The sequence below is a fragment of the Devosia sp. genome (genome assembly GCF_014860165.1).
In the GTDB taxonomy this organism is placed as follows: Bacteria; Pseudomonadota; Alphaproteobacteria; order Rhizobiales; family Devosiaceae; genus Devosia.
This window is the reverse complement of sequence record NZ_JACZKG010000072.1, coordinates 75,044-91,124: the sequence shown is the minus strand read 5'-3', so window position 1 is coordinate 91,124 and position 16,081 is coordinate 75,044. Positions and strand designations below refer to the sequence as shown.

Sequence of the window (16,081 nt, the reverse complement as noted above, 5' to 3'; positions counted from 1 at the left end):
GCTCAGCCTCCCTGGACGGTGATGCGCGACGAAGCGCGGTGCCAGAGCAGCGCCAGCAGCGCGGCGAGCAGGCCCAGCCATGCCAGGCCAAAACCGAAATAGAGCAGGGTCTGGATCGTATCGAGACGACCCAGCCAAACCGCCGATGGATAATAGACCAGCCAGGCCAGAGGCTGGTGGCTGGCCATGGTGCCGAAGGGCTCGGGAAAGAACCAGAAGGGGATGAGCAGGCCTGAGAGCAGGGAGATCAGGCTCTGTAGCAGCCATTCCAGCGAAAAGACCGTCATCAGCCAGAAGGCCAGGACGCCGAAGATGGCGGCGCAGAGGAAGTGGATCAGGAAGCTCAGCGCGCAGAAGCCGACGAACATGAGGCCATGGAAGGCGCTCGCGGGCGGCTGCATTCCGTACAACAGCGCGACGATGATGATAGTGGGCACAACGGCGAGGAGGAAGGTATAGGCCGACGCCCCGGCTTCGATGGCCAGCAGATAGAGCGGGTAGTGGACGGGCTTGAGCAGCCACACGGCCACATCGCCGGTCTTGAGCGCATTGCCGACGTGGCGGACGATCCGGTCATAGCGCGTGGCGCCCATGACTACGCCGCCCAGTAGCGCGTAGGTGATCATGTCGCTGATGCTGATGCCGTCGACGGCGGTGACGCCGGCATAAACCGCCAGCCAGATGGCGACGCGGGCAAAGACCTGCACCAGCTTGCCGAAGATATTGGCCCAGACCTCGTTGCGATAGGCGAAGCTGGTGAGAAAGCCGCTGCGGGCAAAGGCGACATAGGCGCTCATGACGTTGCCGTCGCGGCGATGTTGCGACCCTGGTAGAAGGTGCGGATCACCTCCTCGATATTGGGCTCGTGCAGCGCCACGTCCTTGAGATCGCGCGTGCTGCCGACCTCGCTCAGCACGTGCACGAGCGAGACGTCCTCGCGTTCCAGCAGGTAGTGCTTGATCAGCCCTTCGTCGCTGGTGAGCGTCGCGGTGGCGAGCGGCAGCGGCCCCGGATCGGTGGCGAATTCCAGGGTCAAGCGGCGCGAGGAGCCCAGCGCGGCGCGCAGGCGGCCCAGTTCGCCATCGAAGATGAGTTTTGAATGATCGACCATGATCAGGCGCGGGCAGATGGTCTCGATGTCCTGCAGGTCGTGGGTGGTGAGGATGATGGTGACGCCGCGCTCGCGATTGATCTCGGCGAGGAAGCGCCGCACCGCGTCCTTGGCCACCACGTCGAGCCCGATGGTGGGTTCATCGAGGAACAGGATCTTGGGATCGTGCAGCAGCGACATGACGATTTCGGCGCGCATGCGCTGGCCCAGGCTGAGCTGGCGCACGGCGCGGTCGAGGAAGGGCGTCAGGTCGAGCAGGGCGCTGAAGCGCTCGAGATTTTCGGCATAGCGCGCCTGGGGAATGTCGTAGATGCGCTGATGCAGGGCGAAGCTGTCGATGACAGGCAGGTCCCACCACAATTGGCTGCGCTGGCCGAAGACCACGCCGATCTGGCGGGCATTGGCCATGCGCTGCTCATGCGGCGTGCGGCCAAGCACGGTCAGGCTGCCGGCTGACGGCACGAGGATGCCGGTCATCATCTTGATCATGGTGGACTTGCCGGCGCCATTGGGGCCGAGATAGCCGACGGCTTCGCCGGCCTGGATGTCGAAGCTGACATCTGAAACCGCCGCGACTTCGGTATATTCCGCTGTCACCAGCGTCTTGAAGGCGCCCAGCAGGCCGGGAAACCGCTTGTGTTGCCGGAAGCGCTTGGAAACGCCCCGTGCCTCGATCAGCGCTGTCATGTTGCGTCCCCCTGGGCGGGGAACACTAGCTCGATTCGTCAGAGATGACAGGCGGATGGCGTTCAGGCGGCGTCGTTGATCAGTTCCTCGGCGAGCCCATATTCGTGCAGTTTGCGATAGAGCGTGGAGCGGCCGATCTTGAGCGCCCGGGCAACGCGAGACATGCGGCCGCCATGGTGGGCGATGGCAAAGACGATGGCGGCACGCTCGATCTCGGCCAATGCGGCGACCTCGCCGGCGGGATCAAGGAAGCGGTCGGGCGCCGATGGCGGCTCGATCATGGCACGCTGGCGGGCCGGTGCAGTGTCGATATGAACGGGAGCGGCCGGTACCGGGACCTGCTCGATGGCGCGGATGGCGCTCTCGCGTCCGGCTGACTGCGCCACGATCTGCGGAAAATCGACGGATTCAAGGAAGGCGCCATCGGTGAGGACAATGGCGCGATAGACGGCGTTTTCGAGCTGGCGGATATTACCCGGCCAATCGTAGCCCAGCAGCAATTCCTGTGCGACGGGCGAGATGCCGAGCACGCGCTTGCCGGCCTCGGCCGAGAAGCGGGCGATGAACATGGCGACGAGCGCCGGCAGGTCCTCCATGCGCTCGCGCAGCGGCGGCACGTAGATGGGGAAGACGTTGAGGCGGTAGTAGAGGTCCTCGCGGAACTCGCCTGATTTGGCCAGGTTCAGCAGTCGGCGATTGGTCGCGGAGATGATGCGGACGTTGACTCGTTCAGTCCTGGAGGCGCCCACGGGCTCGATCTCGCCTTCCTGCAAGGCGCGCAGGAGCTTCACCTGGATATCGAGTGGCAATTCGCCGATCTCGTCGAGGAACAGCGTGCCGTTATGCGCCTCGGCAAACTTGCCGGCCTGGTCGGCGATGGCGCCGGTAAAGGCACCCTTCTTGTGGCCGAACAGCACAGACTCGACGAGGTTGGGCGGGATGGCGCCGCAATTGACCGTGACGAAGGGCTTGCCGGCGCGATCGCCGCTACCCTGGATGATGCGGGCAATGAGTTCCTTGCCGACGCCGGTCTCGCCTTCGATCAATACGGGAATGGTCGACTTGCCGGCCTTGGCGCAGAGCGTCAGCACACGGGCCATGGCCGGCGCCCTGGCGATCATGTCCGATGCGGTGAAGGTGCCGGCCTTGCGCGCTCGCTCGGAGCGGATGGCGGCCTCCAGCGCATCGAGCTTCATGGCATTGCGCAGCGAGATGATCAGGCGCTCGGGTGCCACGGGCTTGACGAAATAGTCGGCGGCGCCGTTTCGCATGGCCGAGATGACGGTTTCCAGCGAGGCATTGGCGGTCTGGATGATGACGGGCGTGGTGAGGCCTTCGCGGCGCATGGCGTCCATCACGCCCATGCCGTCCAGATCGGGCATGACCAGATCGAGTATCATGGCGCCGATATTGCGGTCTTCGCGCAGGATGGTGAGCGCCTGCTCGCCACCGGTGGCGGTCAGCGGCTTGAATCCGGCGCGGTTGGCAACCTCGGCGGTGAGGCGCAACTGAACCGGATCATCATCCACTACCAGGACACGCGTCATACCAGCTCCAGTCTTGTTCGGCCTTATGCGATTTGAAGCTTCAAATCGCCGGCCTCAGTCTTCTTGTCGCAAGGTCGATCGCGAAAAGCCGGTTCCCACCTTTTCGCACCTTGCTCTGTGCGGCACTCGAATCGTGTGCCGTTTTGGGAGGAGGATGCGCGGGGGGTCTTAAGAGGGGATTAATCATCACGAATTTGCGGCTATGGTGGCCATGGCAACCCGGAGGGAGGTTTCCGGGTTTGAGCGTCAGGGAGGAACGTGCCGTGGAGAATCCGAACTACAAGGGACTGGAATTCATCGGGGGCTTTTCAATGCTGGCCGGGGTGCTGTGGGTCTTGGGTGCGCTGCTGTTTGGCGTGCTCGTGATGATGGGCCAGGGCCGTCTCAATGGCCCAGCGCCAGCGACCAGCCAGGCGCCGGCCGCCGAGACGACTGCGACGCAATAATCGGGCACGGTCCCGACGACAGATTGACAGGGGGTCGCACTTCACAGCGCGGCCCCCGCTGGCTAAGGTCCGCCCGCACTTGACCAAGCCGGAGACCTGCCATGACCGCCGCCGCACAGAAGGGCCACAACCAGCTCGGCGCCTTGCCGGTATGGGATCTATCGGACCTCTATCCCGGCAAGGACAGCCCCGAATTCAAGGCGGCGCTGGACGAGGCCAAGGCGCTCGCAACCAAGTTCGAGGCCGACTACAAGGGCAAGCTGGTCGAGCTGACCAAGGCCGGCAAGCTGATCGCGGCGATCAAGGACAGTGAGACGCTCGGCGATCTCAGCGGCCGCATCGGCTCATACGCGTTCCTGCAATATGCGCAGAAATCGACCGATCCGGACCGCGCCAAGTTCATGGGCGATACCAATGAGGCGCTGACCAACCTCTCCACCAGGACGCTGTTTTTCGAGCTGGAGCTGAACCGGATCGAGGATGCGGACCTCGAGGCGGCGTTCGAGAAGGACGCTGAGCTGGCGCGCTATCGCACCTGGTTTGCCGAATTGCGCAAGGCCAAGCGCTACCAGCTCGACGACAAGCTGGAAGAGCTGTTCCACGACAAGTCGGTGACATCGTTCTCCTCGTGGAATCGCCTGTTCGACGAAACGCTGTCGAGCCTCGAATTCGAGGTGGATGGCGAGACCCTGAACATGGAATCGACGCTGCATCTGCTCTCCGAGAAGGACGAGAAGAAGCGCGAAAGCGCGTTCAAGGCGCTGGGCAAGACGCTGGCGGGCAATGCGCGCCTCTTCACCCACATCACCAATGTGCTGGCCAAGGACAAGGAAATCTCCGACCGCTGGCGCGGCTATGAGGACATTGCCGACAGCCGCCACCTGGCCAATTCGGTCGAGCGCGAAGTGGTCGATGCGCTGCAGGCGGCGGTGCAGGAAGCCTATCCGCGGCTCAGCCACCGCTACTACAAGATGAAGGCCAAGTGGTTTGGCAAGGACCAGCTCAATTCCTGGGACCGCAACGCGCCGCTGCCAACCAGCGACGAGCGGACCTGGGACTGGGAGAGTGCGGTTTCCACAGTTATGGAAGCCTATGGCAAGTTCTCGCCTAAGCTGGCGGAGGTGGCCGCGCCGTTCTTCAATTCAGGCTGGATCGACGCGCCCACGGGCGATGGCAAGCTATCGGGGGCCTTTGCCCATCCGACGGTGCCGAGCGCCCATCCCTATCTGATGCTCAACTATCTCGGCCGCTCGCGCGATATCATGACGCTGGCGCATGAACTGGGCCATGGCGTGCATCAGCGGCTGGCGGCGGCGCAGGGGCCGATCCTCAGCAATACGCCGCTGACGCTGGCCGAGACGGCGAGCGTGTTCGGCGAAATGCTGACCTTCCGGCATTTGCTCAACAGCACCACCGATCCCAGGCAGCGCTTCGCCCTGCTGTCGGGCAAGGTCGAGGACATGCTCAATACAGTGGTGCGGCAGATCGCCTTCTATACGTTTGAGCGCCGCGTCCACACGGCGCGCCGGCAGGGCGAGCTCAAGACCGAGGAAATCAACCAGATCTGGCTCGAGGTGCAGAAGGAATCGCTGGGCGACGCCATCATCCAGAACGAAGGCTATGACATCTTCTGGGCCTATATCCCCCACTTCATCCACTCGCCATTCTACGTCTATGCCTATGCGTTTGGTGACTGCCTTGTGAACTCGCTCTACGCACAGTATGAGAAAGCCAATGAGGGCTTTGCGGAGCGCTATTTTGAGCTGCTCAAGGCCGGGGGAAGCAAGCATCATTCCGAACTGCTGGCGCCGTTCGGGCTGGACGCCAAGGATCCCCAATTCTGGTCGCTGGGCCTGTCGATGATCGAGGGGCTGATCGACGAGCTGGAAGCAACTTCGCCGTAGCGCGACTTTCGGCTGATAGACTTTGAGAGCACTGGACTAACGAGGACGACATGGCCACTAAGCACCGCCCCGAACACCACGCCGAGCTGCAGGTGGAATCGCCGATGGACTACGCCCAGCACGAAGCCACCTACAATGGCTTCCTTACCGCCGTTAAGTGGTCGATCATCGGCCTGGCCGTTACCGTGGCCATCCTCTACTTCCTCATCAATCCCTGATCGCACCGCGCATACAGGCACTTGAATCGAGCCTGTCCGTCGGGCAGGCGGGCAGGAGACATCAATGAAAATTGCGATCGTCCGCGAGCGTTCCGAGGGAGAGAACCGCGTCGCGGCGACCCCCGAAACGGTGGGCAAGCTGATTGCGCTGGGCGCCAGCGTGTCGGTGGAAAAGGGTGCGGGGCTGGGCTCGCGCATTCTCGACAAGGACTATACAGCGGCCGGCGCGACCATTGCGGCCAGCGCCGACGCGGCGCTCAAGGGCGCCGACGTGGTGCTGACCGTGCGTCGCCCCACCGCCGGGTCGCTGGCCGGCGTCAACAAGGGCGCCCTGGTGATCGGCGCGCTCGACCCCTATGGCAATGACAAGGACGTGGCCGCGCTGGCCAAGGCCGGCGTTACTGCCGTTTCCATGGAATTCATGCCGCGCATCACCCGTGCGCAGGTGATGGATATTCTCTCGAGCCAGGCGAACCTGGCCGGCTATCAGGGCGTCATCGAAGCCGCTGCCGAGTTCGACCGCGCCTTCCCGATGATGATGACGGCCGCCGGCACCGTTCGTCCGGCTAAGGCCTTCGTGATGGGTGCTGGCGTGGCAGGCCTCCAGGCCATCGCCACGGCCAAGCGCCTGGGCGCGGTGGTCTCGGCCACGGACGTGCGCCCGGCGGCCAAGGAGCAGGTCGAGTCGCTGGGCGGCAAGTTCATCGCCGTCGAGGACGACGAATTCAAGCAGGCCGAGACCGCCGGCGGCTATGCCAAGCAGATGAGCGCCGAATACCAGGCCAAGCAGGCCGAGCTCACCGCAACCCATATCGCCAAGCAGGACATCGTCATCACCACCGCCCTGATCCCGGGGCGCCCGGCGCCGCGGCTGATCACCAAGGCGATGGTCGAGTCCATGGCGCCCGGTTCGGTCATTGTCGATCTGGCAGCCGAACGTGGCGGCAATGTCGAGCTGACAGTGCCCGGCAAGGTCATCGAGCATAACGGCGTCAAGATCGTCGGCTACACCAACGTCCAGGGTCGCATTCCGACCACGGCCAGCCAGCTTTACGCCAGAAATCTGCTGGCGTTCCTGACGACGCTGATCGATGCCAAGGCCAAGGCCCTCGCCATCAACTGGGACGACGAACTGGTCAAGGCGACCGTGCTGACGCGTGACGGCAAGGTGGTGCATCCCAACTTCGTGACGGCCGCTCCGGTGGCGGAGTCCAAGCCGGTTGCCGTCGCCAAATCCGCGCCGAAGGCGCCCGCCAAGACGGTTGAAGCGAAGTCCGCCCCGGCCAAGACAGGTGCAGCTTCGGCGACCCCGGCGAAAAAGCCGGCCGCCAAGAAGACCGAAGTGGCCGCCATGGCCGATACGCCCAAGAAGGCGGCCGCCGGCGTCGAGCAATCGATCCCCGCTGCTGCCGAACCTGCGCCGACACCGGCCAAGCGCACAGCCACCAAGAAAGCCGCAGCCGTGATGGACGCGGCCGCAGCCGCCTCGCCGGCCAAGAAAGCCGCGCCGAAAAAGCCTGCTGCAGCCAAGCCGGCGACAGTCGCCTCGGAGACGACGGCCAAGAAACCTGCCGCTAAGAAGCCGGCAGCCGCCAAGAAGCCCGCAGCACCCAAGGGAGCCCAGTAAATGGAAGCCACGGCAGAACAGACCGCGGATGTGATCGCGGCGGCCGCGCATGCGGCTATCGGGGGCGCCATCGACCCCTTCACTTTCCGCCTCGCCATTTTCGTGCTGGCGATCTTTGTGGGCTATTTCGTCGTCTGGTCGGTGACCCCGGCGCTGCATACGCCGTTGATGAGCGTCACCAACGCCATCTCCTCGGTGATCGTGGTCGGCGCCCTGCTGGCCGTCGGCGTGCAGCTGGCGACTGATGCGAGCTGGATCTCCAAGGTATTCGGCTTCATCGCGCTGGTCTTTGCATCAGTCAACATCTTCGGCGGGTTCCTCGTCACCCAGCGCATGCTGGCAATGTACAAGAAGAAGGGCTAACGCCGATGATCTCTGCAGATATCGCAGCGCTGCTCTATCTCGTCTCCGGCGTCCTGTTCATCCTGGCGCTGCGCGGGCTTTCGAGCCCCCGGTCCTCGCGCCAGGGCAACACCTTCGGCATGGTGGGCATGGGGATTGCCATCGTCACCACGCTGGCCGTTGCCGCGCCCTCCGACTGGGTCAGTTGGGTGCTGATTATCGGTGGCATCGGCATCGGTGGCGGCATCGGCGCCTATATGGCCCGCACCGTCAAGATGACCGACATGCCGCAACTGGTGGCCGCCTTCCACTCGTTGGTGGGTCTCGCTGCCGTGTTCGTGGCCGCCGCGGCGCTCTATGCCCCGGAAGCCTTCGGCATCGGCGTGCCCGGTGACATCCACGCGCAGGCGCTGATCGAAATGTCGATCGGCGTGGCCATCGGCGCCTTCACCTTTACCGGCTCAGTCATCGCTTTTGCCAAGCTCAACGGCAATATGAGCGGCAAGCCGATCATCCTGCCGGCGCGCCACGCCATCCATATCGTCATGGGCGTGGCCATCGTGCTGCTGGTCTGGGCCTTCACCACCTCGGCCGATCCGTGGCTGTTCTGGGCCATCACCATCCTGGCGCTGGTGCTGGGCGGGCTGATGATCATCCCGATCGGCGGCGCGGATATGCCGGTGGTTGTGTCGATGCTCAACTCCTATTCGGGCTGGGCCGCCGCAGGCATCGGCTTCACGCTGGGTAATACCGCGCTGATCATTACCGGCGCATTGGTGGGCAGCTCGGGCGCGATCCTGAGCTACATCATGTGCAAGGCGATGAACCGCAGCTTTATCTCGGTGATCCTGGGCGGCTTTGGCGGCGACAGCGCTTCGGCGGCTGCCGCTGGCGAAGACGATCGTCCGGTCAAGCAGGGCGCGGCGGAAGACGCGGCGTTCCTGATGAAGAATGCGGGCAAGGTCATCATCGTGCCGGGTTACGGCATGGCCGTGGCGCAGGCGCAGCATGCTTTGCGCGAAATGGCCGACCTGCTCAAGGCGGAAGGCGTCACCGTCAAATATGCCATCCATCCGGTGGCCGGCCGCATGCCCGGGCATATGAACGTGCTGCTGGCGGAAGCCAACGTGCCCTATGACGAAGTGTTCGAGCTGGAGGACATCAATTCCGAGTTCGCCCAGTCCGACGTCGCCTTCGTCATCGGCGCCAATGACGTGACCAACCCGTCGGCCAAGACCGACAAGACCTCGCCGATCTACGGCATGCCTGTCCTCAACGTCGAGGATGCGGGCACGGTGCTGTTCATCAAGCGCGGCATGGCGGCCGGCTATGCGGGCGTGCAGAACGAGCTGTTCTTCCGCGACAATACGATGATGCTGTTCGGTGACGCCAAGAAGGTCACGGAGGATATCGTCAAGTCGCTCGGGCACTGATCGATATGGGAACGGGGGCACGCAAGTGACCTCCGTTCTGCTTTCCTATCTCGTCACCTGCATCGCCATCGAGCTGACGCCGGGGCCGAACATGGCCTATCTGGCTGTGCTCAGCGCCGAGCGGGGCCGGACGGCCGGCTTGTTTGCGGTGGCTGGTGTTGCGCTGGGGCTTGCCCTGCTCGGCGCGCTGGCGAGTTTTGGTGTGGGCGAGGCCATTGCCGGCCAACCGTGGCTCTACGAGACCCTGCGCTGGGCGGGCATCGCCTATCTGGTCTATCTTGCCTATGATGCGTGGGCCGATGCGCAGCGGCCGGTCGAGATACTCGATCCGTCGCAACTTGGCTGGCGCTCGTTCCGGCGCGGGCTGGTCAACAACCTGCTCAATCCCAAGGCCGCCTTGTTCTACATCACCGTTGCGCCGAGCTTCGTCGTCGCGGGGCAGGCGGCGCTGCCGCAGACAGTGCTGCTCGGCGCGTTATTTGTCGCGGTGGCGACGGCGATCCATGCCGGCGTCGTGTTGCTGGCAGGTTCCCTGCGGCCGCTGCTCACGCAGGCCGCCAGCCGGCGCTTTCTGGGTGCCACATTTGCCGTTCTGCTGCTGGTGGTGGCGGTCTGGGTCGGCTTCTCCACCGCCCGTCAGTAGTGCGGGGGCGGAGGCTCGGTGGCCGGGTCCGCGATATGCACGCCCGAGCGCACCTGCTGCTCCACCGTGTCGAGCTTGCGCGTCAGCAGGTCGATCTGCCGCCATTGGGCGGTGATGGTGGCGTTGAGCTCCTCGATGGTCTGGTCCTGAAAGGCGATGCGCGTTTCCAGGGCCTCGAGGCGTTCCGCGAAGGCTTGCAGGTCGGTCATGGCGGGCTCCGTTTCAGGTGGTTCTAGCGCAAGCAAGCTGCTTCGCCCAGCGCGGCGGGCTTGACGTATGCGGAACCCTTTGGCCTTCCGGATTGTTGCTTTGTCAGGCAATAGCAAGGCGGGAGCCGACAATGGCGACCAGCGCGACAGTTTCGAAATCATTCCTCAGCGCTTTCGATGTCGATCGGCACGATGGGCTGGGGCTCGTGCTCAGCGCGGCATTGCCGCTGGCAGTGTTTGTCATCGCCAATGGTCTTGCCGAGCTCAATGGCATGCTGCCGCTGTTCTTCTCGCCGCTGGGCCTGCCGGGCTGGGCGGGGGCAGTGCTGCATCTGGGGGCATTGCCGCTGTTTGGCGCAGCGCGCTGGATGGTGGCCGATCGCGGCGCGGACGGCCGGCACGCGGGCTGGTGGATCGTGGCCCTGATGGCCGGCATGATCGGCTTTCCGTTCCTTGTGGCGCCGCTCGATTCCCTGATGCTCAGCCTTGTTGCCTTCGTCCTGCTGGTGGTGGGGATGGGCGCCACGGCGCGCGTCGCCGCTGTCGAACCCCGGGCGGCGCTGGTGATGATGCCCGGATTGGCCTGGATGGGTGTCAGCGCCTTTGTGGGCCTCAGCTTTGTGGCCGCGTGGACGCCGCCCTTTGCGGTAACCAACAGCCAGGGCGGGGCCTAGTTACCTCGGGGTGCGTTCTTGCGGCGCGCGCTGTTCCGCGCCATGTGACGCAAGACATATTTTCCCTGGGAACCCCGCCATGGCCAAACTGCTCAAGATCGATGTGTTCACCGATGTGGTCTGCCCCTGGTGCCTGGTCGGTTCGGCGCGCCTCGACAAGGCCATTGCTGATCTTCCTGATGACATTGAGGTGGTGGTGGAGAACCATCCCTTCTATCTCGATCCGAATACGCCGACCGACGGTGTCGATGTGGCAGAGATGCTGCGCGAAAAATACGGCCGCGACCCCAGGGAGATGTGGGCAAGGGTCGAAGGCGAGGCAAAGAAGGCGGGGATCGACCTCGACCTCAGCCAGCAACCGCGCATGTTCCCGACCAAAAAAGTGCACACGATCACGCGGCTGGCCAAGCCGCTGGGCATCCAGCACGAATTGGCCAATGCCATCGCCAATGCTTATTTCCTCGAGCATCGGCAGATCAACGATGACAATGTGCTGGCCGATATCGCCGTGGAATATGGCTTCGACCGCGGCGACGCCCTCGACGCGATGAATGACGAGAACGAGCTTGCGATCACCGAGCAGTTGGCCAGTGACGCTGCCGCGCAGGGCATTCGCGGCGTGCCGTTCTTCGTGTTCGGCGAGAAATATGCGCTGTCGGGCGCGCAGCCTGACGAAGTGTTCGAGCGCGCGCTGCAGCAGACGATTGCCGAGCTTTAGCAACCTCGCTTGCGCACATCGTCGTTCCCGCGAAGGCGGGAATCCATCGTGGGCATAAAGAGTAGATTCCCGCCTTCGCGGGAATGACTTTGTGGGGTATCAGGAAGGCCGTCCAAGAGGTCCGCCCGTGAAGCTCCTGCGTCGCATTGCCATCACCCTGCTTGTCCTCGTCGTCGTGGCCTATGCCGGGGCGGTGGGCTACATGTATTTCAACCAGCGCGCGCTGCAGTATGACGCCAAGGGACCCGTAACCCCGCTGGCCGAGACGGCGCTTGATGGCGCCCAGGACATCGCGGTCCCCTCGGGCGATGGCGTGATCAATGGCTGGTACCAGCCGCCACGCGCGGGGATGCCGCTCATTGTCTACTACAAGGGCAATTCGGGCAGCTTCACCAAGGAGCATGAGCGCTACGCGCAGTTCGTCGCCGACGGCTATGGCTTCGTCGCCTTCGATTATCGCGGCTTTCCGGCTTCGCCCGGCAGCGTCAGCCAGGCGGGAATTCTCGAAGATGCCACCACCATGTTCGACTGGGCGGCGGCCAAGGGCTTTCCCCTCGTCATCTGGGGGCGCTCGCTGGGTTCGGGGCCATCCACCTATGTGGCCAGCCTGCGCGACGCCGAGGCGCTGCTGCTCGAGACGCCGTTCCTGTCGGCGCTGACGGTCGCCTGGGAACGCTACCCCTTCCTGCCGGTGGGCCTCGTCATGCAGGACCAGTTTCCGGTCAATGAGTGGATCTCGGACGTTGCCGAGCCGGTGCTGGTGGCGCATGGCACGGCTGACGTGACCATCGGGGTCAGCAATGGCGAGCGCCTCCATGCCCTGGCGCCCAACAAGGATGAACTCTGGATCGAGCCCGGCGCCGGCCATAGCGACCTGTGGGATCGCGACATCTGGAGCCATGCCGCGCCGTTCTTTGAACGGGCGATGGCCGCCCGGTGAGCAAAACCATCGCCAAGGGCATGTCGGCCCGCCGGACGGCCATTGTCGGCGGCCTGATGGTTGCCACCGGTCCGCTCAGTCTGACCCTCTACGCGCCCGCGCTGCCGACGCTGGTGGTCGATCTGGGCACGACCGATGCCGGCAGCAAGCTGACGCTGACCGTCTACTTCGCCGCCTTCGCGCTGGCACAACTGATCTGCGGCCCGCTGTCGGACCGCTACGGTCGGCGGAGCGTTGGCATAGCCTTCTTCGCCATCTATGTGCTGGGCAGCCTGCTTTCGGCGATGGCGCCCACACTGGAAGTGTTGTTCCTCGGTCGCTTCATCCAGGGTTTCGGCGTGTCGGCGGGTGTCGCGCTGTCACGCGCCATGGTGCGCGACCAGTTCGTGGGCAGCGAAGCCATCCGCATCCTGACGCTGATCAACCTCATCCTGACGGTGACGCCGGCCGTGGCGCCGACCTTGGGCAGCCTGATCCTGTTGCTCGGATCCTGGCACTACATGTTCGTTGTCATGGCGGGCTTTGGGCTGGCCATTGTCGCCCTGCTGGCCACCAGCGCGAGGGAAACGCTGCCCGAGAACGCGCGCGTGCCGTTCCGACCGGCAGTGATCGTCGGCAATTATGGTCGGTTGCTCGCATCGCCGGAATTCCTGTTTCCGTCGCTGCTGCTGGGCCTGGCCTTCAGCGGCTTTCATGGCTTTACGGCGTTGCTGCCGTTTGTGCTGATCGATGGGCTGGGCCTCACGCCTTTTCAGTATGCCATGGCCATGCTGGTGCAGACGGCGTCGTTCATCGTCGGAAATCTGGTCGCGGGTTATTTCTCGACGCGCATCGGCGGCGACAGGCTGATGATGATCGGCCTTGCACTGTTCGGGCTCAGCGGTGTGGGGTTCGGCTTGCTACCGCATTCGTTTGCGGGGTCGGTTGCCGCCATCATGGTGCCGGTCGGCGTATGGATGCTCGGATTGGCCTTCATCAGCCCGGCGGCAACCGCGGCGGCGATGGCTGGCTTCGGCGCCATTGCCGGTGCGGCGGGCGCGCTGACGGGCTTCTTTCAGGTGGGCGGTGGCTTTGCCGGTTCGCTTGCCGCCAGCACCTTGTTTGGCGATGCCCTGACGGCAATGACAATTCAACTGCCGGTGGTGGCGGCGCTGATCATAGGCGTGGCGCTGATCGATCGCCGGCGCCGCTGGGCATAGATCCGACAAACAAAAACGCCGCCCCGAAGGACGGCGTTCTTAAAACTGATGCAAACCGGCGCTTAGGTGCGCGGCATTGCCGCGGCCGGACGGCCGGGCTGGCCGGGACGCGCGGTCGGCGCCGGAGCGGGCAGACCACCTTCGCGCTGCAGGCGCTTGCGCGCCAGCTTGCGGGCGCGACGAACGGCCTCGGCCTTCTGGCGAGCCTTCTTCTCAGAGGGCTTCTCGTAGTAGTTGCGCAGCTTCATCTCGCGGAAGACGCCTTCGCGCTGCAGCTTTTTCTTGAGCGCGCGCAGCGCCTGGTCAACGTTGTTATCGCGAACGACTACTTGCAAAGGTCAACCGCCCTTTCGAAGCTTGGACATGTGGGTTGGATAAGAGCGCCGGAGCCAAAAAGCACCGTCGCCGACCAGCAGAGCCAGTCACCGTGGGCCGCTCTATAGCCCAGCTCTGTGGGCTTGTCCACTGTGCCGATGAGAAAAACCGCGGATTTGGGCCGGACGGCCTTGCCCTGCGGCACCTGGAGCGGAACAGTCGAGCCGGATGATTTTGCCGCCAGGAGGCGAGAATGACAAGCGATCTGGTGCTTCTTCCAGGATTGATCTGCGATGAGCGACTGTGGCGCGACGTGATCGCCGGCCTCGATGCGCGGTCTGTCGTGGCCGACCTGACGCAAGACGACTCGATAGCCGCCATGGCGGCGCGGACCCTGGCGGCGGCACCGGCGCGATTCGCGCTGGCCGGTCTTTCCATGGGCGGCTATGTGGCCTTCGAGATCATGCGGCAGGCGCCAGAGCGGGTGACGCACCTGGCGCTGCTCGATACCTCGGCCCGGCCTGATGACGATGCGCGCAAGGAGACGCGGCGCAAGGGGATCGAGATGGTGGGGCAGGGCAAGTTCATCGGCGTGTCGCGCGGGCTGCTCGGCAGCCTTATCGCGCCCCAGCATATGGGAATGCCGGTCGCCCGTGAGGTGCAGGACATGTCGGAACGGGTGGGGCCGGAGGTCTATAAGCGGCAGCAAGTGGCCATCATGAACCGGGTGGATTCGCGGCCACTGCTGAGTGAGATCGCCGTGCCAACCCTGGTCGGGGTGGGCGAACTGGACAAGATGACGCCGGTGGAGCTGGCCGAGGAGATCGCGTCGGGGATAGCGGGCGCAGACCTGGTGCGCTTTCCGGACAGCGCCCATTTGCCGACGATGGAGAATCCGGGCGCGGTGGTTGAGGCCATGAAAAGGTGGCTGGGGCGGTAGCATCTCTACCTCTCCCCAAAGGGAGAAGTGGAGAAGGGTTTAGCGCCGGACGATCCTGTTCACATGCCCCATCTTCCGACCGGGCCGGGCTTCGGTCTTGCCGTAGAGATGGGGCTGGGTGTTGCCGTCAAGGTCGCCGGGCACCGTGAAGACTTCGTCGCCGACGAGATTTTCCATCACCACATCGGCCATGCGGGCCGGGTCGCCCAGCGGCCAGCCGACGACGGCGCGGATATGCTGCTCGAACTGGTCGGTGAGGCACACCGCCTCGGTCCAGTGGCCCGAATTGTGCACGCGCGGCGCGATCTCGTTGACGACCAGGCTCGGCCGCTCGCCCGGAATGACGAAGAATTCGACGCCGAGCACGCCCACATAGTCCAGCGCCACGACGATCACCTTGGCCAGCATGGCGGCATGCTTTTCGACGCCGGGCGGGATATCGGCGGGCACCGTCGAGGTGAAGAGGATGTGGTGGCGATGCACATTCTCGGCGGCGTCGAAGGCGCGAACCTCGCCGGCCGTGTTGCGGGCGACGACGACGGAGATTTCCTTGTCGAAGGGCATGAAGGCTTCGAGCACCAGCGGCTTGGGCGACAGCTCGGCAAATGCGGTGGCGGCCTCGCCACGCGCGCGGATGACGCGCTGGCCCTTGCCGTCATAGCCCAGGCGGGTGGTCTTGAGCACGGCGGGGAGGCCCAGGGCGTCGATGGCGGCGTCTAGGTCGGCAAGGGTTTCGACGGCGCGATAGGGGGCGACGGGGATGTTCTTGGAGGCGAGGAAGCTCTTCTCGGCGAGCCGGTCCTGCGACACAGCCAGTGCCCTGGCGCCGGGGCGCAGGGGCTTGCGGGCGGCGAGGAACTCGGCGGTGGCGGCCGGCACGTTCTCGAATTCGTAGGTGATGACATCGACCGCGTCGGCAAAGGCGGCGAGGGCTGTCTCGTCGTCATAGGCGGCGACGGTCTTGTGCGGGGTGACCTCGAAGGCGGGGCTGTGGGGGTCGGGGCAGAAGATATGCGTGCGCATGCCCAGCTTGCTGGCCGCCAGGGACAGCATGCGGCCCAGTTGCCCGCCGCCGAGAATGCCGATCATGCTGCCTGCTGGCAGCGGCGCGATGTCGTCAGCCAAGGT

General features: G+C 64.5%; 17 protein-coding genes and 1 pseudogene. 12 read left to right on the top strand and 6 right to left on the bottom strand.

Annotated features, from left to right (window positions below; all coding sequences use genetic code 11):
* Positions 1-2: 2 nt before the first annotated feature.
* From IH615_RS18750 to IH615_RS18740, 3 genes are all read right to left on the bottom strand, one after another.
* Positions 3-797, bottom strand: a complete 795-nt coding sequence (locus IH615_RS18750; protein WP_291364304.1) for an ABC-2 family transporter protein — start codon at positions 795-797, stop codon at positions 3-5.
* The gene (locus IH615_RS18745; RefSeq protein ID WP_291364302.1) at positions 794-1,798 is read right to left on the bottom strand and encodes an ATP-binding cassette domain-containing protein; all 1,005 of its coding nucleotides are present in this window, start codon (positions 1,796-1,798) and stop codon (positions 794-796) included. The genes IH615_RS18750 and IH615_RS18745 overlap by 4 nt, the downstream gene beginning before the upstream one ends.
* 62 nt (positions 1,799-1,860) lie before the next feature.
* Positions 1,861-3,345 (bottom strand): sigma-54 dependent transcriptional regulator, encoded by a 1,485-nt coding sequence (locus IH615_RS18740; RefSeq protein ID WP_291364300.1) that lies wholly within the window; start codon positions 3,343-3,345, stop codon positions 1,861-1,863.
* A 263-nt stretch (positions 3,346-3,608) separates the two neighbouring features.
* Between IH615_RS18740 and IH615_RS18735 the strand changes: the two genes are divergently transcribed.
* From IH615_RS18735 to IH615_RS18705, 7 genes and pseudogenes are all read left to right on the top strand, one after another.
* On the top strand, positions 3,609-3,791 hold the full coding sequence (locus IH615_RS18735) for a hypothetical protein (protein ID WP_291364298.1): 183 nt from the start codon (positions 3,609-3,611) through the stop codon (positions 3,789-3,791).
* Positions 3,792-3,892: 101 nt separating this feature from the next.
* Positions 3,893-5,695, top strand: a complete 1,803-nt coding sequence (locus tag IH615_RS18730; RefSeq protein ID WP_291364296.1) for a M3 family oligoendopeptidase — start codon at positions 3,893-3,895, stop codon at positions 5,693-5,695.
* Positions 5,696-5,745: 50 nt separating this feature from the next.
* Entirely contained in the window at positions 5,746-5,913 is a 168-nt protein-coding gene (locus IH615_RS18725) for an aa3-type cytochrome c oxidase subunit IV (protein WP_291364294.1), read from the top strand.
* A gap of 64 nt (positions 5,914-5,977) precedes the next feature.
* A pseudogene (locus IH615_RS18720) lies at positions 5,978-7,258 on the top strand (Re/Si-specific NAD(P)(+) transhydrogenase subunit alpha); the annotation flags it as partial.
* A gap of 282 nt (positions 7,259-7,540) precedes the next feature.
* A complete protein-coding gene (locus tag IH615_RS18715) occupies positions 7,541-7,903 on the top strand; it encodes a proton-translocating transhydrogenase family protein (RefSeq protein WP_316356330.1) in 363 nt (120 codons plus the stop codon).
* A gap of 8 nt (positions 7,904-7,911) precedes the next feature.
* Positions 7,912-9,315, top strand: a complete 1,404-nt coding sequence (locus tag IH615_RS18710) for an NAD(P)(+) transhydrogenase (Re/Si-specific) subunit beta (RefSeq protein ID WP_291364504.1) — start codon at positions 7,912-7,914, stop codon at positions 9,313-9,315.
* Positions 9,316-9,340: 25 nt separating this feature from the next.
* Positions 9,341-9,958 (top strand): LysE family translocator, encoded by a 618-nt coding sequence (locus IH615_RS18705; RefSeq protein ID WP_291364293.1) that lies wholly within the window; start codon positions 9,341-9,343, stop codon positions 9,956-9,958.
* On the opposite strand, the gene IH615_RS18700 is transcribed toward IH615_RS18705, so the two are convergent.
* Entirely contained in the window at positions 9,952-10,167 is a 216-nt protein-coding gene (locus IH615_RS18700; RefSeq protein WP_291364292.1) for a SlyX family protein, read from the bottom strand. The two genes, IH615_RS18705 and IH615_RS18700, sit on opposite strands and share 7 nt — an antisense overlap.
* 131 nt (positions 10,168-10,298) lie before the next feature.
* Here IH615_RS18700 and IH615_RS18695 point away from each other — a divergent pair, with 131 nt between their 5' ends.
* The 4 genes from IH615_RS18695 to IH615_RS18680 all read left to right on the top strand — a co-directional run bounded on the left by IH615_RS18695 (position 10,299) and on the right by IH615_RS18680 (position 13,698).
* Positions 10,299-10,841 carry a hypothetical protein gene (locus IH615_RS18695; protein WP_291364290.1) on the top strand — a complete coding sequence of 181 codons (543 nt, stop codon included), beginning with the start codon at positions 10,299-10,301 and terminating at the stop codon, positions 10,839-10,841.
* A 79-nt stretch (positions 10,842-10,920) separates the two neighbouring features.
* Entirely contained in the window at positions 10,921-11,559 is a 639-nt protein-coding gene (locus IH615_RS18690) for a DsbA family oxidoreductase (RefSeq protein ID WP_291364288.1), read from the top strand.
* A gap of 127 nt (positions 11,560-11,686) precedes the next feature.
* Positions 11,687-12,499, top strand: a complete 813-nt coding sequence (locus tag IH615_RS18685; RefSeq protein ID WP_291364286.1) for an alpha/beta hydrolase — start codon at positions 11,687-11,689, stop codon at positions 12,497-12,499.
* Positions 12,496-13,698, top strand: a complete 1,203-nt coding sequence (locus IH615_RS18680; protein WP_291364284.1) for a multidrug effflux MFS transporter — start codon at positions 12,496-12,498, stop codon at positions 13,696-13,698. Before IH615_RS18685 ends, IH615_RS18680 begins: the two co-directional genes overlap by 4 nt.
* Before the next feature lie 62 nt (positions 13,699-13,760).
* Here the strand turns inward: IH615_RS18680 and rpsU are convergent, their stop codons facing one another.
* Positions 13,761-14,033, bottom strand: a complete 273-nt coding sequence (gene rpsU, locus IH615_RS18675) for a 30S ribosomal protein S21 (protein WP_291364282.1) — start codon at positions 14,031-14,033, stop codon at positions 13,761-13,763.
* 233 nt (positions 14,034-14,266) lie between these two features.
* Here rpsU and IH615_RS18670 point away from each other — a divergent pair, with 233 nt between their 5' ends.
* The gene (locus IH615_RS18670) at positions 14,267-14,953 is read left to right on the top strand and encodes an alpha/beta fold hydrolase (RefSeq protein ID WP_291364280.1); all 687 of its coding nucleotides are present in this window, start codon (positions 14,267-14,269) and stop codon (positions 14,951-14,953) included.
* A 39-nt stretch (positions 14,954-14,992) separates the two neighbouring features.
* Here the strand turns inward: IH615_RS18670 and IH615_RS18665 are convergent, their stop codons facing one another.
* Positions 14,993-16,078, bottom strand: a complete 1,086-nt coding sequence (locus IH615_RS18665) for a 5-(carboxyamino)imidazole ribonucleotide synthase (protein ID WP_291364278.1) — start codon at positions 16,076-16,078, stop codon at positions 14,993-14,995.
* Positions 16,079-16,081 lie beyond the last annotated feature (3 nt).